Source organism: Pseudomonas sp. FP1762 (assembly GCF_030687105.1).
GTDB classification, from domain to species: domain Bacteria; phylum Pseudomonadota; class Gammaproteobacteria; order Pseudomonadales; family Pseudomonadaceae; genus Aquipseudomonas; species Aquipseudomonas siliginis.
Map to the genome: position 1 here is coordinate 385,473 of NZ_CP117458.1, position 23,652 is coordinate 409,124.

Below are 23,652 nucleotides of genomic sequence, written 5' to 3' on the forward strand. Positions count from 1 at the left end.
TGAATGCGTTCGACGAAGCGGTTGAACGACGTACCCAGCGCGCCGAATTCATCATTGCCGTGAATCACCAGACGTTTGGTCAGATCGCCTTCGCCTTCAGCGATGTCATGCATCGCACGGCCCATGGTCAGCAGCGGTTGCATCAGCACGCGAATCAGCATGCCGAGCAGTCCGATGATGATCAACACGGCGATGACCATGGCGATCAGTGCCGAGGTGCGGAATTCGCTGAGCATCGAGAACGCGGTGTCTTTGTCGAGCACCAGCGCCACGTACCAGTCAGCCGATGGCACGCCGTTGACGTGGGTGAATGAGATCAGCTGGGTCTTGCCGTCGAACTCGACTTCTTTCAGGCCCGGGCTGACTTTGGGCGCACCGTTCGGATAAGCCTCGGCCAGTGTTTTGAGCACCAGCTTGCTGTCCGGGTGAATCAGGATTTTCCCTTCGGCGCTGACAATGAATGCATGACCGTGGCCGCCGAAGTTCAGCGAGTTGATGATCGCGCTGACGCTGGTCAGATCGATGTCGGCACCGGCGACGCCGAGCATTTGGCCCTGACGCTGCACCGGGGTGGCGACGGTGATCACCAGTTTGCCCGACGAAGCGGCAATGTACGGTTCGGTGACGATGGTCTGCTGCGCGCTGTTGGCCGCTTTGTACCAGCCGCGCGCGCGTGGATCGTAGTCCGGCGCACGGTTGCCGGCCGGCACCGAGAACATCACGCCGTCAGCGCCACCGAAATAGCTGAGCTGGAAATTGCCGGTGTAGGCGGGCAGGTCGATGATGCGCTTGAGGCTGGCGGGCGCGTTGCCGTCGACGGCGACTTGCTGCGACAGCGATTGCAGCAGTTGAATGCGACTTTCCAGCCAGGTCTGGATGTTGCTGGTGGTCAGGCTACCCAGTTCCTGCATGGTCGCTTCGGTGCTGCTGCTCAATGCCTGACGCTGGCGATAGTCGTTGAAGAGGATGAAACAGGCGAACGCAACGGCCACCACAAGGGCAGCAGCCAGCAAAATCTTGTGGCTGAATTTCATGTTTCTGGTCATCGAATGAACTACCGCGAAGGGGCTGGTCAGGAAAGGGCGGCAATTTGCCATATTCGGCAGCGTTGCGCTGCTCTTATTTCGACCGCGCCGCGCCAAAGATTAGGCGCTTGTGGGGAAAGTCGACGAAATGCTCGACGGCTTCACAAAGTTTTTGATTTACCGACAAAAGCCAGACGGGCGGGCTGATAAATAGGCGTTCGGTCACGGAACCAGATGACACTTTTCTCTTCTAAGCTTCTGGTTGGCACCATGCCATCCCCCCTCGTTCCAGGAGTTTCACCATGTCGCTGCGATCTATCGCCCTGCTGTCGTTTTGCGTGCTGTTGGCCGCATGCAGCAAGGTCAATCAGGAAAACTACTCCAAGCTCTCGGCCGGCATGGCCAAGTCCGAAGTGGAAACCCTTCTCGGCAAGCCCACCGATTGCTCGGGCGCGCTCGGTATGTCCAGCTGCACCTGGGGCGACAAGAACAGCTTTATCAGCGTGCAATACGCCGGTGACAAAGTGCTGATGTTTTCCGGCCAAGGCCTGAAGTAAACCGGGGCTTCGCGCCCACGGAGAAAAAAATGAAGCGGTTATTGCTGATCCTTTTTGCTGGCCTGGTACTGGCTGGCTGCGCCACTTCCGGCGTCGACCCGTTGGCGCCCAAGACCGTCAACAGCGTCAATCTCAAGCGTTATCAGGGCACCTGGTATGAACTGGCACGCTTGCCGATGTACTTCCAGCGCCACTGCGCGCAATCCGAAGCCCATTACACCCTCAAGCCTGACGGTAATGTCGGCGTGCTCAACCGTTGCCTGACCCCGGAGTGGCAGTGGGAAGAAGCCAAGGGCACGGCTTATCCACAAGTGCCGGGCAAGACCGACAAGCTCTGGGTCGAATTCGATAACTGGTTCTCGCGCCTGGTGCCGGGTGTGGCGAAGGGCGAGTACTGGGTGTTGTATGTCAGCGACGATTACAAGACCGCCATCGTCGGCGATCCGAGTCGCAAGTACTTGTGGCTGCTGTCACGCACACCGACCGTCAACGGTGTAGTGCGGGAAGAATTGCTGAGCAAGGCGCGTCAGCAGGGTTACGACACCACACGCCTGATCTGGCGGGCGTCGGATCGGCAGATGGCCAAGACCTCCAATTAAGCCGCTATACAAATCAAATGTGGGAGCGAGCCTGCTCGCGAAGAGGGTGTATCAGTCGACATGAATATTGACTGATACACCGCGTTCGCGAGCAGGCTCGCTCCCACAGTTTGGTTTTGGGTCAGCCCAAGAGATCGCGCAGGACCTGGGTGAAGGCTCGGGCGCTTTCCTCTTCGCCAGCATGCCGGCCATCGCGCACCACCCATTGACCATTGACCAGCACATCGCGCACCTGGCGATCGCCGCCGGCGAACAACCAGCGATTGAGAATCCCGTCGCCATTGGCCGTCGCCAGATACGGATCGTTGCCATCGAGGACAATCCAGTCCGCGCGCTTGCCCACTTTCAGCGCACCAATCGGTTGCCCCAACGCTTGCGTGCCGCCGTCCAGCGCGGCGTCATATAGTGTGCGACCGACCATTGGCTGCTGCGCGCCATACAAGCGATTGCGCCGCTGGTCACGCAGACGCTGGCCATATTCCAGCCAGCGCAATTCTTCCACCACGCTCAGCGACACATGGCTGTCGGAGCCAATGCCCATGCGCCCGCCCTGGGCAAGAAAGTCCACCGCCGGGAAAATCCCGTCACCCAGATTCGCTTCAGTGGTCAGGCACAGCCCGGCGATCGCGCGACTGTTGGCCATCAGCGTGACTTCTTGCGGGTTGGCGTGGGTGGCGTGGACCAGACACCAGCGCTGATCGACTTCAGTGTTCTCGTACAGCCATTGCAGCGGACGACGACCGCTCCAGCTCAGGCAATCGTCGACTTCCTTTTGCTGTTCGGCGATGTGTATGTGCACCGGGCATTGTTTGTCACTGGCCGCCAACACTTCGCTGATTTGTTGTGGCGTCACCGCCCGCAGCGAGTGGAAACACAGGCCCAGCGATTGCGCCTTTTGCTGCGCCAGTAATGGCTGCAACCGCGCTTGCAGATTCAGATAGTTTTCAGTGCTGTTGATAAAGCGACGCTGGCCATCGTTTGGCGTCTGCCCGCCGAATCCGGAATGACTGTAGAGCACTGGCAGCAGGGTCAGACCGATGCCGCTTTCGCTGGCGGCCTGACTGATGCGCAGTGCCAGTTCGGCAGGATCGGCATACGGCTGGCCGTTGCTGTCGTGGTGCACGTAGTGAAATTCGGCGACCGAGGTGTAACCGGCCTTGAGCATTTCGATGTACAGCTGACGGGCGATGATGCCGAGCTGATCCGGGCTGATTTTTCCGACGAGACGGTACATCAGATCGCGCCAGGTCCAGAAACTGTCGTTGGGGTTGCCGGCCACTTCGGCCAATCCAGCCATGGCACGCTGGAAGGCGTGGGAGTGCAGATTGGGCATCCCCGGCAGCAACGGCCCGCGCAGCCGCTCGGCTTCGTCTGCGCTGGAATCGGCCTGGATTCGGGTCAACAGGCCATCGGCGCTGACCTCGAGACGTACATTGTTGGCCCATCCGTTAGGCAGCAGTGCGCGTTCGGCAAAGAAGGCGGACATCGTTCGGCACCCCATCGTGTGTTATTTGTATATACATATACAGACGTTTGCCTGCCCGGTAAACTCCGGCAAGCTAGTCACTTTCATCCAATGAACAGGGATCAACCGTGCCGACTCCGCCTCCAGTTTCTCCGTTGGCCGCGAACATGGGCGACAGTCCGGCGCCTTTGTACGCCCGCGTCAAACAGATGATCACCCAGCAGATCGACAGCGGTAACTGGCCGCCGCACTACCGCGTACCGTCGGAAAGCGAATTGGTCAGCCAGCTCGGCTTCAGCCGCATGACCATCAACCGCGCCCTGCGCGAGATGACCGCCGACGGCCTGCTGGTGCGCATGCAAGGTGTGGGCACGTTTGTCGCCGAGCCGAAGAGCCAGTCCGCGCTGTTCGAAGTGCACAACATTGCCGACGAAATCGCCTCGCGCGGCCATCGCCACACTTGCCAGGTCATCACCCTCGAAGAAGAGGCCGCCGGTTCCGAACGCGCGCTGGCGCTGGATATGCGCGAAGGCCAGAAGGTCTTCCACTCGCTGATCGTGCACTACGAAAACGACATTCCGGTGCAAATCGAAGACCGTTTCGTCAACGCTTTGGTCGCCCCGGAATACCTCAAGCAGGATTTCACTCTGCAAACGCCCTACGCCTATCTCAACCAGGTCGCGCCGCTGACCGAGGGCGAGCACGTGGTCGAAGCCATCCTTGCCGAGCCGTCGGAGTGCAAGTTGCTGCAGATCGAAAAGGGCGAGCCGTGCCTGCTGATTCGTCGGCGTACGTGGTCGGGGCGTCAACCGGTGACGGCGGCGCGTTTGATCCACCCGGGTTCCCGCCATCGTCTGGAAGGGCGCTTTCACAAATGAATGAGATAAAGGTTTTACGCGCCGAAGGCTACCCGCGCATGCCCTGGAAAAACGGCGGCGGCAGCACCGAGGAAATCACCCGTGATGCCGGCGCTGGCCTGGACAGTTTCGGCTGGCGCCTGTCAATTGCCGACATCGCCGAATCGGGCGGTTTCTCGACATTCGCCGGTTACCAGCGAGTGATCACCGTGTTGCAGGGCGACGGCATGACCCTGTGCGTCGACGGTGACGCTACCCGTCCACTGTTACCCTTGGACCCGTTTGCTTTCAGCGGCGAAAGCCAAGTGTCCTGCACCTTGCTCGGCGGTGCGATTCGCGACTTCAATCTGATCTACGCGCCGCAACGTTACAGCGCGCGATTGCAGTGGCTGGACGGTGAGCAGCGGTTCTTCAGTTCGGCATCGACAGTGCTGGTGTTCAGTGTCAGTGAGCGGATGGACGTGCGTGTTGGCGACGGCGTTTCACAGCTCGGTCGGCATGATTGCCTGCAACTGGACGGCAACAGTGGGCTGGTCGAAGTCTCCACCCATGGCGCTTGCTGCATAGTTGAACTTCTCCAAAACTGACCCTGTGGCGAGGGGATTTATCCCCGCTGGGTCGCGAAGCGGCCCCATTCCTGATTTAAAAAAGCGGTCTGCTGCGCAGCCCAGCTGGGATAAATCCCCTCGCCACAAAAGCCATCCCCACTCTTGTTTCCCTTCCGCGCACCAACTTGTTACCGAACGCCCCAGCGTGGCGCAAAACCACGCTGTCGTAGCCAATCCCAACCTCCCCAAAATAACTGCGAAGAAAATTTCATTCACGCCAGAACCCTCGATTCAGGCGCTCTCCAGCCCTACCTCTGATTTTTCCTGAACACTCCTCCAGCAAGTTGGCCGCTTGATTGCATATGCTTGTATGTACAAGTAAAGACGTATGCGTATGAGTCCCGAGACTCTCCGTAGCGTCCACTGATTCGCTTGTCGCGCAGCACAGCGCGCAGGCTGCTGCCCACTGCCAGGGTTGGTTTGAATTGATCGCTGAGGAGTCTTTTTCGTGACTGACAATACCCAGAACAGCAACAAGTTTCGTGACGTGCAGATTCGCGCCGCACGCGGTAACACGCTGACCGCCAAGAGCTGGCTGACCGAAGCGCCGCTGCGCATGTTGATGAACAATCTCGACCCGGAAGTCGCCGAGAACCCGAAAGAACTGGTGGTCTATGGTGGCATCGGCCGCGCTGCGCGGAACTGGGAGTGCTACGACAAGATCGTTGAAAGCCTGACTAATCTGAACGACGACGAAACCCTGCTGGTGCAGTCGGGCAAGCCGGTCGGCGTATTCAAGACCCATAGCAACGCGCCGCGCGTGCTGATCGCCAACTCCAACCTGGTGCCGCACTGGGCGAGCTGGGAACACTTCAACGAGCTCGACGCCAAAGGCCTGGCCATGTACGGCCAGATGACCGCCGGCAGCTGGATCTACATCGGCAGCCAGGGCATCGTTCAGGGCACCTACGAAACCTTCGTCGAAGCCGGACGCCAGCATTACAACGCTGACCTGAAGGGTCGCTGGGTGTTGACCGCAGGCCTCGGTGGCATGGGTGGCGCACAACCGCTGGCCGCCACCCTGGCCGGTGCCTGCTCGCTGAACATCGAATGCCAGCAGGTCAGCATCGATTTCCGCCTGAAAAGCCGTTACGTCGATGAGCAAGCCAAAGACCTCGACGACGCACTGGCGCGCATCGACAAATACACCAAAGAAGGCAAAGCGATTTCCATCGCCCTGCTCGGTAACGCTGCCGAAATTCTCCCGGAACTGGTCAAGCGCGGCGTGCGCCCGGACATGGTCACCGACCAGACCAGCGCCCACGATCCCCTCAACGGTTACCTGCCGGCCGGCTGGAGCTGGGACGAATACCGCGCTCGCGCCAAGACCGAACCGGCCGCTGTGATCAAAGCCGCCAAGCAGTCGATGGCGGTGCACGTCAAAGCCATGTTGGAGTTCCAGAAGCAAGGCATTCCGACCTTCGACTACGGCAACAACATCCGTCAGATGGCTCAGGAAGAAGGCGTCGAAAACGCTTTCGATTTCCCGGGTTTCGTGCCGGCCTACATCCGTCCGCTGTTCTGCCGTGGCATCGGCCCGTTCCGTTGGGCGGCGCTGTCGGGTGATCCACAGGACATCTACAAAACCGACGCCAAGGTCAAAGAGCTGATCCCGGACGACGCGCATTTGCACAACTGGCTGGACATGGCCCGCGAGCGCATCAGCTTCCAGGGTCTGCCGGCACGTATCTGCTGGGTCGGTCTGGGCCAGCGCGCCAAGCTCGGTCTGGCCTTCAACGAAATGGTTCGTAGCGGTGAGCTGTCGGCCCCCGTGGTGATCGGTCGCGATCACCTCGACTCCGGCTCGGTGGCCAGCCCCAACCGCGAAACCGAATCGATGCAGGACGGTTCCGACGCCGTCTCCGATTGGCCGTTGCTCAACGCGCTGCTGAACACCGCCAGCGGCGCGACCTGGGTGTCTTTGCACCACGGCGGCGGTGTCGGCATGGGCTTCTCGCAACATTCGGGGATGGTGATCGTCTGCGACGGTACCGATGAAGCCGCCGAGCGCATCGCTCGCGTGCTGCACAACGACCCGGCTACCGGCGTCATGCGCCATGCGGATGCCGGTTACCAGATCGCCATCGACTGCGCGAAAGAGCAGGGGCTGAATCTGCCGATGATCACTGGCGGGTAACACGCTCTGGTTTTATGTGGGAGCGAGCCTGCTCGCGAAGGCGTCGTGTCAGTCGCTACTGCTGTGCCTGATACACCGATTCGCGAGCAGGCTCGCTCCCACAGAGGAATTTCAGTGAACCCGAATAGCAATCCACAGAGGTTGAATCATGGCGGTTAACAACGAACGTGCAGGCAGTACTCCGTTGATCGAAAGGCGTTCGATCGACTACATCCCGGAAGCGGAAAGACACGGTCGTCTGTTTAGCCAGTTCACCCTGTGGATGGGCGCCAACCTGCAAATCACCGCGATCGTAACCGGGGCCTTGGCCGTGGTGCTCGGCGGTGATGTGTTCTGGTCGCTGATCGGTCTGTTGATCGGCCAATTGCTCGGCGGTGGCGTAATGGCGCTGCATGCCGCGCAAGGGCCGAAACTGGGCTTGCCGCAGATGATCTCCAGCCGTGTGCAATTCGGCGTTTATGGCGCTGCGATTCCGATCGTGCTGGTGTGCCTGATGTATCTCGGCTTCACCGCCACCGGAACGGTGCTGTCCGGGCAGGCGCTGGGCCAGTTGTTCGATGTCAGCGACAGTGTAGGCATCCTGATTTTCGCCAGCGTCATCGTGCTGGTCACGGTGCTTGGCTACCGGGTAATCCACTGGATCGGCCGCGTCGCCAGTGTGATTGGCGTGATCGCTTTTGTGTTCCTGTTCTGGCGGCTGATGAGCCAGACCGACGTCGGTACACTCCTGCAAATCCGCCACTTCAGCTGGAGCAGCTTTCTGCTGGCGGTGTCGTTGGCGGCGTCCTGGCAGATCGCTTTCGGCCCGTATGTAGCGGACTACTCGCGTTACCTGCCGAGCGCCACTTCATCGGTGAAAACCTTTTTCGCCGCTGGCGCAGGTTCGGTGATCGGCGCGCAGGTCGCGATGGTTCTCGGTGTATTTGCCGCCGCGTCGGCCAACGGTCAATTCGCTGGCCATGAAGTCGCCTACATCGTCGGCCTCGGCGGTACCGGCGCCACTGCCGCGCTGCTGTATTTCAGCATCGCGTTCGGCAAGGTGACCATCTCGACGCTGAACTCCTACGGCAGCTTCATGTGCATCGCCACCATCATCAGTGGCTTCAAAGGGCACCTGACGGTGACCCGCATGCAGCGGCTGGTGTTCGTGCTGTTCATCGTCGGCGCGGCAACCCTGATTGCCCTGCTCGGGCAGCACTCGTTCCTCGGTGCGTTCAAGTCGTTCATCCTGTTTCTGCTCGCCTTCTTCACCCCGTGGAGCGCGATCAATCTGGTCGACTACTACTGCATCACCCGCGAGCGCTATGACGTGCCGGCGCTGGCCGATCCGGACGGTCGCTATGGCCGCTGGAACCTGCTCGGTATCAGCGTCTATGTGTTCGGCGTGCTGGTGCAGTTGCCATTCATCTCGACCAAGTTCTACACCGGGCCGCTGGTGGCAGCTCTGGGCGATGTCGACATTTCCTGGATCATCGGCCTGGTGCTGCCGGCCGCCGTCTATTACTTCTGCGCAAAGAAATGGCACAGCGCAGTGCCCGATCGCCTGATTCTGCCGGTCGAGCAGAACAGCACCCTACAAGCAAAAACGAGCGGGGCCGGTCGCGCTGCGGCGCAGGCCTGATCTGGACGTGGACCAGGCTGGATGCCTCTTGAACTGCCGTAAGCCCATTCATGATTAGGAGCGTCACGACAATGAAATCGAACAAGACCCTGCTGACCACATTGCTGTCCATGGGCCTGTTGGCCAGTGCCGGCGCGACGCAAGCCGCCGGCTGGTGCGAATCGGGCAAACCGGTGAAATTTGCCGGGCTGAACTGGGAAAGCGGCATGCTCCTGACCGACGTGCTGCAAGTGGTGCTGGAGAAAGGTTACGGCTGCAAGACCGACAGCCTGCCGGGCAATTCCATCACCATGGAAAACGCCCTGAGCAGCAACGATATTCAAGTGTTTGCCGAAGAGTGGGTCGGCCGCAGCGAGGTCTGGAACAAGGCCGAGAAGGCCGGCAAGGTCGTCGGCGTCGGTGCACCGGTGGTGGGCGCTGTCGAAGGCTGGTACGTGCCGCGTTACGTGATCGAAGGCGACGCCAAGCGCAAGCTTGAGGCGAAAGCCCCGGACCTGAAAAACATCGCTGATCTGGGCAAGTATTCCGCCGTGTTCAAGGACGCCGAAGAGCCGTCCAAGGGCCGTTTCTATAACTGCCCGGCCGGCTGGACCTGCGAGCTCGACAACAGCGAAATGCTCAAGAGTTATGGCCTGGAAAACAGTTACACCAACTTCCGCCCGGGCACAGGCCCCGCGCTGGATGCGGCGGTGCTGTCGAGCTACAAGCGTGGCGAGCCGATCCTCTTCTACTACTGGTCGCCGACTCCGCTGATGGGCCAGATCGATGCAGTCAAACTGGAAGAGAAACCCGGCGTCGACAAGACCGTCAGCATCAAGGTCGGCCTGTCGAAAACCTTCCACGACGAAGCCCCGGAACTGGTCGCCGTGCTGGAAAAGGTCAACCTGCCGATCGACCTGCTCAATCAGAACCTCGGGCGCATGGCCAAGGAACGTATCGAGTCGGCAAAACTGGCGAAAATCTTCCTCAAGGAACATCCTGAAGTCTGGCACGCATGGGTGAGCGACGACGCAGCCAAGAAAATCGACGCGGCCTTGTAGGTCAGGTTTCCCCGGCTGCCAGCCACGGCAGCCGGACGCTTGATCGCAACCCCTTGATTGAGAGTCCCTTATGTTTCCCGAAAGCTTTACCTTTTCCATCGCCGACTGGGTCAACGGTTGGGTCGATTCGCTGGTGACCAACTACGGCGACGTGTTCCGGCATATCTCCGACACGCTGTTGTGGGCCATCGTCAGTCTCGAAGGTTTGCTGCGTGCGGCGCCGTGGTGGTTGATGCTGGCAATCGTCGGTGTCATCGCCTGGCACGCCACGCGCAAAGTGGTGACCACCGCCGTGATTGTCGGTCTGTTGTTTCTGGTGGGCGCGGTTGGCCTGTGGGACAAACTCATGCAGACCCTGGCGCTGATGATGGTCGCGACGATCATTTCGGTGCTGATCGGTATCCCGCTGGGGATCCTCTCTGCACGCAGCAATCGCCTGCGTTCGGTGCTGATGCCGCTGCTCGACATCATGCAGACCATGCCGAGTTTCGTGTACCTGATTCCGGTGCTGATGCTGTTCGGCCTGGGCAAGGTGCCGGCGATTTTCGCCACGGTGATCTACGCCGCGCCGCCGCTTATTCGCTTGACTGATCTGGGCATTCGCCAGGTTGACGGTGAAGTGATGGAAGCGATCAACGCCTTCGGCGCCAACCGCTGGCAGCAACTGTTCGGCGTGCAACTGCCGCTGGCGCTGCCAAGCATCATGGCCGGGATCAACCAGACCACGATGATGGCCCTGTCGATGGTGGTGATCGCCTCGATGATCGGCGCCCGTGGCCTCGGTGAAGACGTGCTGGTGGGGATTCAGACCCTTAACGTCGGCCGTGGCCTCGAAGCCGGGCTGGCGATCGTGATTCTCGCTGTGGTCATCGACCGCATTACTCAAGCGTACGGTCGGCCACGCCACGAGGTGAGCAAATGAGCAACGCAAGCGTGAGCAAGATCGAAGTGCGCAACGTCTTCAAGATTTTCGGCAACCGCGCCAAGGATGCGCTGGCCATGGTCGGCCAGGGCAAGAGCAAGGATCAGGTGCTCAACGAAACCGGTTGCGTGGTCGGCGTTAATGACTTGTCGCTAAGTATCGGCACTGGCGAAATCTTTGTGATCATGGGCCTGTCCGGCTCGGGCAAATCCACCCTGGTGCGCCACTTCAATCGCCTGATCGATCCTACCAGCGGGGCGATTCTGGTCGATGGCGAGGACATCCTGCAGTACGACATGGACGCCCTGCGCGAATTTCGCCGACACAAGATCAGCATGGTGTTCCAGAGCTTCGGCCTGCTGCCGCACAAAACCGTGCTCGATAACGTCGCCTACGGCCTGAAAGTGCGCGGCGAGAGCAAGCAGGTCTGCGCCGAACGCGCGCTGCACTGGATCAACACCGTCGGTCTAAAAGGCTACGAAAACAAATACCCGCACCAGCTCTCCGGCGGCATGCGTCAGCGCGTCGGCCTCGCCCGTGCATTGGCGGCGGACACCGACATCATCCTCATGGATGAAGCATTCAGTGCGCTGGATCCGTTGATCCGCGCCGAGATGCAGGACCAGTTGCTGGAACTGCAAAAGACCCTGCACAAAACCATCGTCTTCATCACCCACGACCTCGACGAAGCCGTGCGCATCGGCAATCGCATCGCGATTCTCAAGGATGGCCGGTTGATCCAGGTGGGTACGCCAAGAGAGATCCTGCACTCGCCGGCGGATGAGTATGTCGACCGGTTCGTGCAGCGGCGCGCGGCAGTGGTCTGAGACTGAGTGGCCGTTGTGGCGAGGGGATTTATCCCCGTTCGGCTGCGAAGCAGTCGTAAAACCGGCCACTGCGGTCTGTCTGACGGATTTGCGGGCATGGTTTGGGGCGGCTTCGCCACCCAACGGGGATAAATCCCCTCGCCACAGGGTTACCGGCATCAACAGAATTGGTATGAGGTTTTAGATGTCCCAGGCTGAAAAAATCGTTATCACAGGCAGCCCTCTGCGTTGGCAGGACGTGGTCGCCGTTGCCCGGCACGGTGCGCTGCTGGAACTGTCCAGCGAAACCTGGGCGCGCATCGATAATGCTCAGGCCATCGTCCAGCGCATCGTCGCCAGCGGCGAGCGCGCCTATGGCGTCAACACCGGTCTGGGCGGTCTGTCCAACGTCTCGCTGCAGGACGAACAGCTCAGCCAACTCTCGCGCAACACCTTGCTCAGCCATGCCTGCGGTGTCGGCCCGGTGCTCAGCGACGAGCAGACCCGCGCAATCATCTGCGCTGCTGTTCACAACTACAGCCACGGCAAGTCCGGCCTGCATCGGCGTGTGGTCGAAGGGCTGCTGGCGCTGCTCAATCGCGGCATCACCCCGCAGGTGCCGTCGCAGGGTTCGGTGGGTTACCTGACGCACATGGCGCACATCGGCATCGCGCTGCTCGGCGTTGGCAATGTCAGTTATCGCGGGCAGATCATTTCGGCGCAACAGGCGCTGGCCGAAGAGGGCCTGCAACCTGTGCAGCTCGGCGCGAAGGATGGCTTGTGTCTGGTCAACGGCACGCCTTGCATGACCGGCCTCAGTTGCCTGGCGATAGCTGATGCTACGCGGCTGTTGCAATGGGCCGATGTCATTGGTGCGATGAGTTTCGAAGCCCAGCGCGGCCAGATCGATGCGTTCGATGCCGAGATCATTGCGCTCAAGCCGCATCCGGGCATGCAGCAGGTCGGCGAAAATCTGCGTGCATTACTCGATGGCAGCCAAGTGATCGCCGCAAGCAAAGGCATTCGCACTCAGGACGCGCTGAGCATCCGCTCGATCCCGCAGGTGCATGGCGCCGCGCGTGATCAATTGGAGCACGCAATCAAACAGGTGGAAGCCGAACTCAACGGCTGCACCGACAACCCGTTACTGCTGGGCACACCGGACAATTTCCGGGTGATGTCGCAGGCCAACCCGCACGGTCAATCCGTGGCGATGGCGGCGGATCTGCTGGCGATTGCCATGGCCGAAATCGGCTCGATTGCCGAGCGCCGTCTGGACCGTTTGGTCAATCCGCACGTCAGCGGTCTGCCGGCGTTTCTGGTGGCCAATCCCGGGGTCAACTCGGGGATGATGATCGTGCAATACGTCGCCGCCTCGCTGTGTGCGGAAAACCGTCAATTGGCGCAACCGGCGGTACTCGACAACTACATCACCTCGGGCCTGCAGGAAGATCACCTGAGCATGGGCACCAACGCCGCGCTGAAGCTGCATCGCGCGCTGGAAAACTGCACGCAGATCCTCGCGATTGAATACCTGCTGGCGGCGCAGGCGTTTGAATTCCTCAAGGAACAGCGCTTTGGCGTGGGCACTGACTGCGCGTGGAAACTGCTGCGCGAAACGGTCCCCGCCTACGATCAGGATCGCTGGCTGGCGCCGGATATCGCTGCCGCTGCGACCGTGCTGAAAGACCCGAATCTGCCGCACAACGTTCTACCGAATTTGCACTGACAACTACCCATACCAGCGTGCCAAGGCGTGGATCGTTCACAAGACGAGAAACGACGGATAACGGAATGCTCCGGAGCGACTGGTAGTTAATAACAATGCCTGACAGGAGCATTTTAATGACTGCGCTGAATCTGATCCCCGGCCAACTGAGCCTGGCCCAACTGCGTGACGTCTATCAGAACCCGGTCACACTGACCCTCGACAACAGCGCCAGCGCGCAGATCGAGGCCAGCGTCGCCTGCGTCGAACAGATCCTCGCCGAGAACCGCACCGCCTACGGCATCAACACCGGTTTCGGCCTGCTGGCCTCGACGCGCATCGCCAGCGAAGACCTGGAGAACCTGCAGCGTTCGCTGGTGCTCTCGCACGCTGCCGGCGTCGGCCAGCCGATCAGCGATGACCTTGTGCGACTGATCATGGTGCTCAAGGTCAACAGTCTCAGCCGTGGTTTTTCCGGCATCCGTCGGCAGGTGATCGATGCGCTGATCGCGCTGATCAATGCCGAGGTCTATCCGCACATTCCGCTGAAAGGTTCGGTCGGTGCGTCGGGGGATCTGGCGCCGTTGGCGCACATGTCGCTGGTGCTGCTGGGCGAGGGCAAGGCGCGCTACAAGGGCGAATGGCTTGAAGCCACCGAAGCACTGAAAGTCGCAGGCCTGGCGCCGCTGACTTTAGCGGCTAAAGAAGGTCTGGCGCTGCTCAACGGTACCCAGGTTTCCACAGCGTTTGCCTTGCGCGGCCTGTTCGAAGGCGAAGATCTGTTTGCCGGTGCAGTGGCGCTGGGCAGTCTCACCGTAGAAGCCGTGCTCGGTTCGCGCTCGCCGTTCGACGCGCGCATTCATGCCGCGCGTGGGCAGAGAGGGCAGATCGATGCCGCTGCGGCCTACCGCGATCTGCTCGGTGAGCGCAGCGAAGTCTCCGCCTCGCATCAGAACTGCGACAAGGTCCAGGACCCGTATTCGCTGCGCTGCCAGCCGCAAGTCATGGGCGCCTGCCTGACCCAGTTCCGCCAGGCCGCTGAAGTGCTGGCGGTCGAAGCCAACGCGGTTTCCGACAACCCCTTGGTCTTCGCCGCTGAAGGCGACGTGATTTCCGGCGGCAACTTCCACGCCGAACCGGTAGCCATGGCCGCTGACAACATGGCCCTGGCCATCGCTGAAATCGGCTCGCTGAGCGAACGCCGCATCTCGCTGATGATGGACAAGCACATGTCGCAACTGCCGCCGTTCCTGGTGGCCAATGGCGGGGTGAACTCCGGTTTCATGATCGCCCAGGTCACCGCTGCGGCGCTGGCCAGCGAAAACAAGGCGTTGTCCCACCCGCATTCGGTGGACAGCCTGCCGACCTCGGCCAACCAGGAAGACCACGTGTCGATGGCCCCGGCGGCAGGCAAGCGCCTGTGGGAAATGGCTGAGAACACTCGCGGCATTCTCGCCGTGGAGTGGCTGGCGGCAGTGCAGGGCCTGGATCTGCGCAACGGCCTGAAGACTTCGCCGAAGCTGGAACAGGCGCGGGCGATCTTGCGCAAGGAAGTGCCGTTCTATGAGAAGGACCGCTTCTTTGCGCCGGACATCAATGCGGCGACTGAATTGCTGGCTTCGCGGTGCTTGACCGAGCTTGTTGCTGGGCAGTTGTTGCCTAGTTTGTAAGCGCTTTACGGGGAGATTTGTATTGTTAGTGAAATCGATCCCCCTCACCCCAGCCCTCTCCCCCAAGGGGGAGAGGGGGAAGGGAGCCGATCTTCATTGTTTTCGCAACGTGAGTTCGGCTGAGAAATTTCAGGTCGGCATATCTCGACAGAACAACACGGTCAGTCCCCTCTCCCTCTGGGAGAGGGCTAGGGTGAGGGGCTTTTGAGGCTGCTCACCATACAAACCCAAACGGAGGCCAACAGTGAAAACCCTCTGGCAACACTGCCACGTCGCAACCATGGCCAACGGCGCCTATTCGATCATCGAGGATGCCGCGATCGTGACGTCCGGCACGCTGATCGAGTGGATCGGCCCGCGCACTCAATTGCCGTCCGGCGAATACCCGGCGGTCAATGATTTGCAGGGTGCGTGGGTCACCCCCGGTCTGATCGACTGCCACACCCACACCGTGTTCGGCGGCAACCGCAGCGGCGAGTTCGAGCAGCGTCTGCAAGGCGTCAGCTACGCCGAGATCGCCGCGCAGGGCGGCGGCATCGCCAGCACCGTGCGCGCCACTCGCGAAGCCACTGAGGACGAGCTGTTCGCCAGCGCCGCCAAGCGCTTGAAAAGCCTGATGCGCGACGGCGTGACCACGGTGGAAATGAAGTCGGGCTACGGTCTCGATCTGGCCAATGAGCGCAAGCTGCTGCGGGTCATCCGGCGCCTGGCCGAAGAGCTGCCGATCAGCGTCCGCAGCACTTGCCTGGCGGCGCACGCGTTGCCGCCGGAGTACAAGGATCGCGCCGACGATTACATCGATCTGGTCTGCGAGCAGATGCTTCCGGCCCTTGCCGCCGAAGGTCTGGTCGATGCCGTGGATGCGTTCTGCGAATACCTGGCGTTTTCGCCGGAGCAGGTCGAGCGGGTGTTCGTCGCCGCGCAACAACTCGGTCTGCCGGTGAAACTCCACGCCGAGCAATTGTCCTCGCTGCATGGTTCCAGCCTCGCCGCACGCTACAAAGCCTTGTCCGCCGATCACCTGGAGTTCATGGACGAGGACGACGCGATCGCCATGGCCGCTGCCGACACCGTCGCCGTGCTGCTACCGGGCGCGTTCTACTTTTTGCGCGAAACCCAGTTGCCGCCGATGGAAGCGCTGCGCAAGCACAAGGTGAAAATCGCCATCGCCAGCGACTTAAATCCCGGCACCTCGCCAGCGCTGTCGTTGCGCCTGATGCTGAACATGGCCTGCACCTGTTTTCGCATGACTCCGGAAGAAGCCCTGGCCGGGGCGACCCTTCATGCCGCGCAGGCGTTGGGCATGGCCGATACCCACGGCTCGCTGGAGGTCGGCAAGGTCGCTGATTTCGTGGCGTGGGACATCGAGCGTCCAGCGGATCTGGCCTATTGGCTCGGTGGCGATCTGGACAAGCGCGTCGTGCGTCACGGCGTCGAATCGAATTTCTAGGAGGGCGGTTGTGGACAAGGTTCTGAATTTCAAACAAGGCCGCGTGCCGCTGCTGATCAGCATGCCCCACGCCGGCGTGCGTCTGACCCCGGCGGTCGAAGCCGGGTTGATCCCCGCCGCGAAGAGTTTGCCGGACACCGACTGGCATATCCCGCAGCTCTACGATTTTGCCGAGGAACTGGGCGCCAGCACCCTGGCTGCCGAGTATTCGCGTTTCGTCATCGACCTCAACCGGCCGTCCGACGACAAGCCGTTGTATGCCGGGGCGACCACCGGGTTGTATCCGGCGACGTTGTTCGACGGCATTCCGTTGTTTGAGGAGGGGCAGGAGCCGTCGAAAGAGGAGCGCGCAACATACCTGGAGCAGATCTGGACGCCGTATCACCGCACCTTGCAGGAGGAACTGGCGCGACTGAAAGCCGAATTCGGTTACGCGCTGTTGTTCGATGCGCACTCGATCCGCTCGCTCATCCCGCACCTGTTCGACGGCAAACTGCCAGACTTCAACCTCGGCACGTTCAATGGCGCCAGTTGTGATCCGCAACTGGCGAGTCAACTGGAAGCGATCTGTGCGCAGCACGCGCAGTTCACCCATGTGCTCAACGGTCGCTTCAAGGGCGGGCACATCACCCGCCAGTACGGCGATCCGGCGCAGAACATCCACGCCGTGCAGCTGGAACTGTGCCAGTCCACCTACATGGAAGAGTTCGAACCGTTCCGCTACCGCGCTGACCTGGCCGAGCCGACGCGGGTGGTGCTCAGGGAATTGCTGCAGGGCTATCTGGCCTGGGCAAAATCTCACTACAGCGCCTAACCCCTGTGGGAGCGAGCCTGCTCGCGAAGGCGTCCGTTTGATCGTTCCCACGCAGAGCGTGGGAACGATCAGGCCCCGGAGCATGCTCATTGACGCAAATCGGGTTTATGATGCCCAACGGCAGAATAATACGAGTCCCCCCAGGGATGACCTCGACCCCTTACGGAGCGCGCAATGCAGACTTTGTTTCCGCAGATCAAACCCCACGCCCGGCACGATCTGGCTGTCGATGACACCCATACGCTGTACGTCGATGAAAGCGGCTCGCCGGAAGGATTGCCGGTTGTATTCATCCACGGTGGCCCCGGCGCCGGCTGCGACGCCCAGAGCCGACGCTATTTCGATCCGAATCTGTATCGCATCGTCACCTTCGACCAGCGCGGCTGCGGTCGCTCCACCCCGCACGCCAGCCTGGAAAACAACACCACCTGGGATCTGGTCGAAGACCTTGAGCGCATCCGCAAACACCTGGGCATTGAAAAATGGGTGCTGTTCGGCGGCTCCTGGGGTTCGACCCTGGCGTTGGCCTACGCGCAAACCCACCCGGAGCGCGTGCACGGTCTGATTCTGCGCGGGATTTTCCTCTGCCGTCCGCAGGAAATCGAATGGTTCTATCAGGCCGGCGCCAGCCGTCTATTCCCGGATTACTGGCAGGACTACATCGCGCCGATCCCGCTGGACGAGCGCGACGACCTGCTCAGTGCTTTCCACAAACGCCTGACCGGCAACGACCAGATCGCCCAGATGCATGCAGCGAAGGCGTGGTCGACCTGGGAAGGGCGTACCGCGACCCTGCGGCCGAACCCGCTGGTGGTCGATCGTTTCTCCGAGCCGCAGCGCGCGCTGTCGATCGCGCGGATCGAATGCCACTACTTCACCAACAACGCCTTCCTTGAGCCGAACCAGCTGATCCGCGACATGGGCAAGATCGCTCATCTGCCCGGCGTGATCATTCACGGTCGCTACGACGTGATCTGCCCGCTCGACAACGCCTGGGAATTGCACCAGGCCTGGCCGAACAGCGAATTGCAGGTGATCCGCGACGCCGGCCACGCCGCGTCCGAGCCAGGCATCACCGATGCGCTGGTGCGCGCGGCGAGCAAAATGGCCCAGCGCCTGCTCGACTTGCCACTCGAAGAAGCATGAAGGCGCTGTTACAGCGCGTACGCGGCGCGCGGGTTGAAGTCACTGGGGAGATTGTCGGCGCAATCGATCAGGGTTTGCTCGTGCTGGTCGCGGTAGAACCCGACGATACGCGTACCAGCGCCGACAAACTTCTGCATAAGCTGCTTAACTATCGAGTATTCAGTGACGCCGAGGGCAAGATGAATCTGTCCCTGGCGGATGTGGGTGGCGGGTTGCTGCTGGTCTCTCAGTTCACACTTGCCGCCGACACCAAAAGCGGCCTGCGCCCGAGCTTTTCCACGGCCGCACCGCCGGCACTGGGTGAGGAATTGTTCGACTATTTATTGAGCCAGGCGAAACAGGTGCATGGCACTGTGGCATCAGGTAGATTCGGCGCCGATATGCAGGTGCACCTGGTCAACGATGGCCCGGTTACCTTTTTGTTACAGACCTGACAGTGCCTGAAACACCTTTTTCGGAAATTTCGACTGTTTTTAGGCTGTTTTCGCGATAAATACTTTGTTACCCCTGATGCGTTGTCATCCGGGCTACTAGATAATCGCGCGCTGCGGGGATCGACATTCGTTGATCCGTTTTGACTTAGGTAGAGACTTGTCTGGATCCGATTGGGGAATCATTTTGCCCCGGCGGAGTCGGAACAATGCTCGCCAACCTGGCATAAAGATAGCTGGCCGTTGGTTTATTGATCTGTTTTCGGCGAGGGTTGCTCGTGATTGTTAGTCCCTGTAATGCAGCAAAAATGTCTGCCAAACGCATGCGAAGTGCTCTGGTAGCGGGTTCGGCGCTCCTGTGCCTGCTCAGCGCCGGTCAGCTTTGGGCGTTCAATCTTGACGACGTATCGGCCAAGGCCAAAGAGCTGGCCGGGCAGAAGTTCGAAGCCCCGCGCAGCAACCTGCCGAACGAATTCCGCGAAATGAAGTTCGCGGACTACCAGAAGATCCGCTTCCTCACCGAAAAGGCTGAGTGGGCCGATCAGAAGACGCCGTTCAAGCTCTCCTTCTATCACCAGGGTATGCACTTCGATACACCGGTGAAAATCAACGAAATCACCACCAATACCGTCTCGGAGATCAAATACGATCCGAGCCGCTTCGATTTCGGCGATCTGAAATTCGATCCGAAAGCCACCGAGCAACTGGGTTATGCCGGTTTCCGTGTGCTGTACCCGATCAACAAGGCCGACAAGCAAGACGAGATCATGACCATGCTCGGCGCGAGTTACTTCCGCGTCGTTGGCAAAGGCCACACCTACGGTCTGTCGGCCCGTGGTCTGGCGATCGATACCGCGCTGCCGTCGGGTGAAGAGTTCCCGCGTTTCCGCGAGTTCTGGATTCAGCAGCCCAAGCCGGGCGACAAGCACCTGGTGATCTTTGCTCTGCTCGACTCGCCGCGTGCCACTGGTGCCTACCGTTTGATCCTGCGTCCGGGCAGCGACACCATCGTCGACGTCAAGGCGCAGATGTTCCTGCGTGACAAGGTCGGCAAACTGGGCATCGCGCCGCTGACCAGCATGTTCCTGTTCGGCGCCAACCAGCCGTCGAAAGTCCTCAACTACCGTCGTGAACTGCACGACTCCAGCGGTCTGTCGATCCATGCCGGCAACGGCGAGTGGATCTGGCGCCCACTGAACAACCCGAAACATCTGGCTGTGAGCAACTTCAGCGTCGAGAACCCGCGTGGTTTCGGTCTGCTGCAGCGTGGCCGTGATTTCAGCCACTACGAAGACCTCGACGACCGCTACGACAAGCGCCCAAGTGCCTGGATCGAGCCGAAGGGCGAGTGGGGCAAGGGCACTGTCGATCTGGTAGAGATTCCGACCGCTGACGAAACCAACGACAACATCGTTGCGTTCTGGAGCCCGGAAAAAATGCCGGAGCCAGGCCAGCCGCTGGACTTCGCCTACCGTATGCACTGGACCATGGACGAAGCAGCACTCCATGCGCCGGACAGCGCCTGGGTGGCGCAGACCCTGCGTTCGACCGGTGACGTCAAGCAATCGAACCTGATCCGTCAGCCCGATGGCAGCGTGGCCTATCTGGTCGACTTCGAAGGCCCGTCGCTGGCGGCCCTGACGCCGGATGCCGACGTGCGCAGTCAGGTCAGCGTCGGTGACAACGCCGAACTGGTCGAGAACAGCGTGCGCTACAACCCGGAAACCAAGGGCTGGCGCCTGACCCTGCGGATGAAGATCAAGGACCCGAGCAAGGCAACCGAAATGCGTGCCGCCCTGGTTCAGCCGGTGGTCACCGCAGATCTGGGCAAATCGGTGCCGGCGTCCAATTCGTCGGTCGCCAAGGCTGACAAGGTTGCCGCCAAGCAACAGGAAAAACTCGACAAGGAAGCCAAGGCCGCCGAAGCCAAACAGGCTGAAGCCAAGCCTGCAGCCGACGCCAAGGACAAGGCCAACAAAGACGCCAAGCAGCCAGTCGCTGCCGACGCGGCCCCAGCCACACCGGAATCGGCGCCGACTGAAGAAGTCCTGACCGAGACCTGGAGCTATCAGTTGCCTGCCGATGAGTAATTCACCAGTCCAGCCAGAGACTCTGTCCGAGTATCTGGCGCATCTGCCGATGACCGACGAGCAACGCGCGGAACTCGCGGGTTGCCAGTCGTTCAGCGAGCTGCATGAACGCCTGTCGTCCTCGACATTCGACGCCCCTGCCGAAGCCGCCCAGGCTTCGGTGGGCAAGCGCCTGACCCTGAGCACTGCCGAAGAACTGGCCGAAGCGGAAATGCTGGTGCTCGACGCCAGTGGTCGGGTCAGCCTCAAGGCGACCCCGCCAATCCGCCGCACCAAGGTCGTGCCGGAGCCATGGCGCACCAATATTCTGGTGCGTGGCTGGCGCCGTCTGACCGGGCGCACCAACCCGCCGCAGCCGCCGAAGGACGCCAACGTCCTGCCGGCCGCGCGCTGGCGCACCGTCGGCTCGATCCGTCGCTACATCCTGTTGCTGCTGATGCTCGGCCAGACCATCGTTGCCGGTTGGTACATGAAAGGCATCATGCCGTACCAGGGCTGGTCGTTCGTCGATCTGGAAGAAGTCCTGCATCAGCCGCTGCTGCAAACCGCCACGCAAGTGCTGCCGTATGCGCTGCAAACCAGCATCCTGATTCTGTTCGGGATTCTGTTCTGCTGGGTATCGGCCGGTTTCTGGACCGCACTGATGGGCTTCCTCGAGTTGCTCACCGGCCACGATAAATACCGTATTTCCGGGAAAAGCGCCGGTAACGAGCCGATTCCCAAAGACGCGCGTACTGCGCTGGTAATGCCGATCTGCAACGAAGACGTGCCGCGTGTATTCGCCGGTCTGCGTGCGACGTTCGAATCGGTAGCGGCCACCGGTGATCTGGATCGCTTCGACTTTTTCGTTCTCAGCGACAGTAACGACACCGATATCTGCGTCGCCGAGCAGCAGGCCTGGCTGGACGTCTGCCGCGAAGCCAAGGGCTTCGGCAAGATCTTCTATCGCCGTCGTCGCCGTCGTGTGAAGCGCAAGAGCGGCAACCTCGACGACTTCTGCCGTCGTTGGGGCGGTGACTACAAGTACATGGTCGTGCTCGACGCCGACTCGGTGATGAGCGGTGAGTGCCTGACCAGTCTGGTGCGCTTGATGGAAGCCACGCCGGACGCCGGGATCATCCAGACCGCGCCGCGTGCGTCGGGCATGGACACCCTGTATGCGCGCATGCAGCAGTTCGCCACCCGTGTGTACGGCCCGCTGTTTACCGCCGGTCTGCACTTCTGGCAGTTGGGTGAATCCCACTACTGGGGTCACAACGCGATCATCCGCATGAAGCCGTTCATCGACCACTGCGCTCTGGCGCCGTTGCCGGGCAAAGGCGCGTTCTCCGGTGCAATCCTTTCCCACGACTTCGTCGAAGCTGCGCTGATGCGCCGTGCCGGTTGGGGCGTGTGGATTGCCTACGACCTGCCGGGCAGTTACGAAGAGTTGCCGCCGAACCTGCTCGACGAGCTCAAGCGTGACCGTCGCTGGTGCCACGGCAACCTGATGAACTTCCGCCTGTTCCTGGTCAAGGGCATGCACCCGGTGCACCGCGCGGTGTTCCTCACCGGCGTGATGTCCTACCTGTCGGCGCCGTTGTGGTTCTTCTTCCTGGTGTTGTCGACCGCGCTGCTGGCGGTGAACACGCTGATGGAGCCGCAGTACTTCCTCGAACCGCGCCAGCTCTATCCGCTGTGGCCGCAATGGCACCCGGACAAGGCCATCGCGCTGTTCTCGACGACCATCGTGCTGCTGTTCCTGCCGAAGCTGTTGAGCATCATCCTGATCTGGGCCAAGGGTGCGAAAGAGTTCGGCGGCAAGTTCAAGGTGACCCTGTCGATGCTGCTGGAGATGCTGTTCTCCATGCTGCTGGCGCCGGTGCGGATGATTTTCCACACCCGCTTCGTCCTCGCCGCGTTCCTCGGCTGGGCCGCGACCTGGAACTCGCCGCAGCGTGACGACGACTCGACGCCGTGGAGCGAAGCGGTCAAGCGCCACGGTCCGCAGACGTTGCTGGGCTTCTTGTGGGCGCTGCTGGTGATCTGGTTGAACCCGAGCTTCCTCTGGTGGCTGGTGCCGATCGTCGGTTCGCTGATGCTGTCGATCCCGGTCTCGGTGATCTCCAGCCGTGTCGGCCTTGGTCTGAAGACCCGTGACGAGAGCCTGTTCCTCATCCCTGAGGAATACAATCCGCCACAGGCCTTGCTGGCAACCGATCAGTACACCCACGAAAACCGCTATCACGCCCTCAACGACGGCTTCGTCCGCGCCGTGGTCGATCCTCAGCAGAACGCCTTGGCGTGCTCGCTGGCGACCTCGCGTCACGGCCAGGCCGAGCCGATCGAGTGGCTGCGTCAGGAACGTGTGCGCCACGCGATCAAGGTCGGCCCGGCCGGGCTGAACAACCATGATCGTCTGCAACTGCTCAGCGACCCTGTTGCACTGGCACGTTTGCACGAGCAGGTCTGGGCCGAAGGGCTTGCCGAGTGGCTCGATGCTTGGCGCGCTTCGGTGAAAGCCGATCCGCACGCGCCGTTGCTGCCGCTGCGACCGGTGAGCCTGCAGGCTCAGCCGGCCTGATAAAAGAACCCCGCTGATTCAGCGGGGTTTTTTTATGTCCGCTGATTTGCGAACAAATCCGGATAAAGCCTAAAACCAGTGCATAGCATCCGTCGCCAAATTGGCGCGCCCGTTACCTACGACGCGCAGACCGCGCCGCTGCC

Annotated in this window: 18 protein-coding genes and 1 pseudogene; 17 read left to right on the forward strand and 2 right to left on the reverse strand. The window is 61.0% G+C overall.

The features are described 5' to 3' along the window. Positions 1-59 precede the first annotated feature (59 nt). Positions 60-1,097: pseudogene (locus PSH90_RS27415) on the reverse strand (cache domain-containing protein); the annotation flags it as partial. Between the two features lie 230 nt (positions 1,098-1,327). Here PSH90_RS27415 and PSH90_RS01685 point away from each other — a divergent pair. Together PSH90_RS01685 and PSH90_RS01690 are read left to right on the forward strand one after the other, a co-directional pair. Next, positions 1,328-1,582 carry a hypothetical protein gene (locus PSH90_RS01685; protein ID WP_016772095.1) on the forward strand — a complete coding sequence of 85 codons (255 nt, stop codon included), beginning with the start codon at positions 1,328-1,330 and terminating at the stop codon, positions 1,580-1,582. A gap of 29 nt (positions 1,583-1,611) precedes the next feature. Next, positions 1,612-2,181, forward strand: coding sequence for a lipocalin family protein (locus PSH90_RS01690; RefSeq protein WP_016772094.1), 570 nt, complete (start codon positions 1,612-1,614; stop codon positions 2,179-2,181). 121 nt (positions 2,182-2,302) lie between these two features. On the opposite strand, the gene PSH90_RS01695 is transcribed toward PSH90_RS01690, so the two are convergent. Continuing rightward, complete coding sequence (locus PSH90_RS01695; protein WP_305382024.1) at positions 2,303-3,667, reverse strand: formimidoylglutamate deiminase; 1,365 nt, start codon at positions 3,665-3,667, stop codon at positions 2,303-2,305. A 146-nt stretch (positions 3,668-3,813) separates the two neighbouring features. Here PSH90_RS01695 and hutC point away from each other — a divergent pair, with 146 nt between their 5' ends. The 15 genes from hutC to mdoH all read left to right on the forward strand — a co-directional run bounded on the left by hutC (position 3,814) and on the right by mdoH (position 23,509). Beyond that, entirely contained in the window at positions 3,814-4,524 is a 711-nt protein-coding gene (gene hutC, locus PSH90_RS01700) for a histidine utilization repressor (protein ID WP_162803449.1), read from the forward strand. Next, on the forward strand, positions 4,521-5,090 hold the full coding sequence (locus PSH90_RS01705) for a HutD family protein (protein ID WP_305382025.1): 570 nt from the start codon (positions 4,521-4,523) through the stop codon (positions 5,088-5,090). The genes hutC and PSH90_RS01705 overlap by 4 nt, the downstream gene beginning before the upstream one ends. Positions 5,091-5,559: 469 nt before the next feature. Further along, a complete protein-coding gene (gene hutU / locus PSH90_RS01710) occupies positions 5,560-7,248 on the forward strand; it encodes a urocanate hydratase (RefSeq protein WP_016772090.1) in 1,689 nt (562 codons plus the stop codon). Positions 7,249-7,396: 148 nt separating this feature from the next. Then, a complete protein-coding gene (locus PSH90_RS01715; protein WP_252868645.1) occupies positions 7,397-8,869 on the forward strand; it encodes a cytosine permease in 1,473 nt (490 codons plus the stop codon). A 71-nt stretch (positions 8,870-8,940) separates the two neighbouring features. Beyond that, a complete protein-coding gene (locus tag PSH90_RS01720; RefSeq protein WP_071174126.1) occupies positions 8,941-9,909 on the forward strand; it encodes an ABC transporter substrate-binding protein in 969 nt (322 codons plus the stop codon). A gap of 70 nt (positions 9,910-9,979) precedes the next feature. Beyond that, a complete protein-coding gene (locus PSH90_RS01725) occupies positions 9,980-10,831 on the forward strand; it encodes a proline/glycine betaine ABC transporter permease (protein ID WP_016772087.1) in 852 nt (283 codons plus the stop codon). After that, complete coding sequence (locus PSH90_RS01730; protein ID WP_016772086.1) at positions 10,828-11,658, forward strand: glycine betaine/L-proline ABC transporter ATP-binding protein; 831 nt, start codon at positions 10,828-10,830, stop codon at positions 11,656-11,658. Before PSH90_RS01725 ends, PSH90_RS01730 begins: the two co-directional genes overlap by 4 nt. Before the next feature lie 184 nt (positions 11,659-11,842). After that, on the forward strand, positions 11,843-13,366 hold the full coding sequence (gene hutH, locus PSH90_RS01735) for a histidine ammonia-lyase (protein WP_150638004.1): 1,524 nt from the start codon (positions 11,843-11,845) through the stop codon (positions 13,364-13,366). 116 nt (positions 13,367-13,482) lie between these two features. After that, positions 13,483-15,015: a histidine ammonia-lyase gene (gene hutH, locus PSH90_RS01740; RefSeq protein WP_056787278.1), complete on the forward strand. Its 1,533-nt coding sequence runs from the start codon at positions 13,483-13,485 to the stop codon at positions 15,013-15,015. A 244-nt stretch (positions 15,016-15,259) separates the two neighbouring features. Then, positions 15,260-16,465 (forward strand): imidazolonepropionase, encoded by a 1,206-nt coding sequence (gene hutI, locus PSH90_RS01745; protein WP_305382026.1) that lies wholly within the window; start codon positions 15,260-15,262, stop codon positions 16,463-16,465. Positions 16,466-16,475: 10 nt separating this feature from the next. Next, complete coding sequence (hutG, locus tag PSH90_RS01750) at positions 16,476-17,279, forward strand: N-formylglutamate deformylase (RefSeq protein WP_305382027.1); 804 nt, start codon at positions 16,476-16,478, stop codon at positions 17,277-17,279. 174 nt (positions 17,280-17,453) lie between these two features. Beyond that, positions 17,454-18,425 (forward strand): prolyl aminopeptidase, encoded by a 972-nt coding sequence (gene pip, locus PSH90_RS01755; RefSeq protein WP_056787286.1) that lies wholly within the window; start codon positions 17,454-17,456, stop codon positions 18,423-18,425. Further along, entirely contained in the window at positions 18,422-18,859 is a 438-nt protein-coding gene (dtd, locus tag PSH90_RS01760; protein ID WP_236168190.1) for a D-aminoacyl-tRNA deacylase, read from the forward strand. Before pip ends, dtd begins: the two co-directional genes overlap by 4 nt. 305 nt (positions 18,860-19,164) lie before the next feature. Beyond that, positions 19,165-20,946: a glucan biosynthesis protein G gene (locus PSH90_RS01765; protein WP_162098724.1), complete on the forward strand. Its 1,782-nt coding sequence runs from the start codon at positions 19,165-19,167 to the stop codon at positions 20,944-20,946. Further along, positions 20,939-23,509 (forward strand): glucans biosynthesis glucosyltransferase MdoH, encoded by a 2,571-nt coding sequence (mdoH, locus tag PSH90_RS01770; RefSeq protein ID WP_056787293.1) that lies wholly within the window; start codon positions 20,939-20,941, stop codon positions 23,507-23,509. Before PSH90_RS01765 ends, mdoH begins: the two co-directional genes overlap by 8 nt. Positions 23,510-23,652 lie beyond the last annotated feature (143 nt).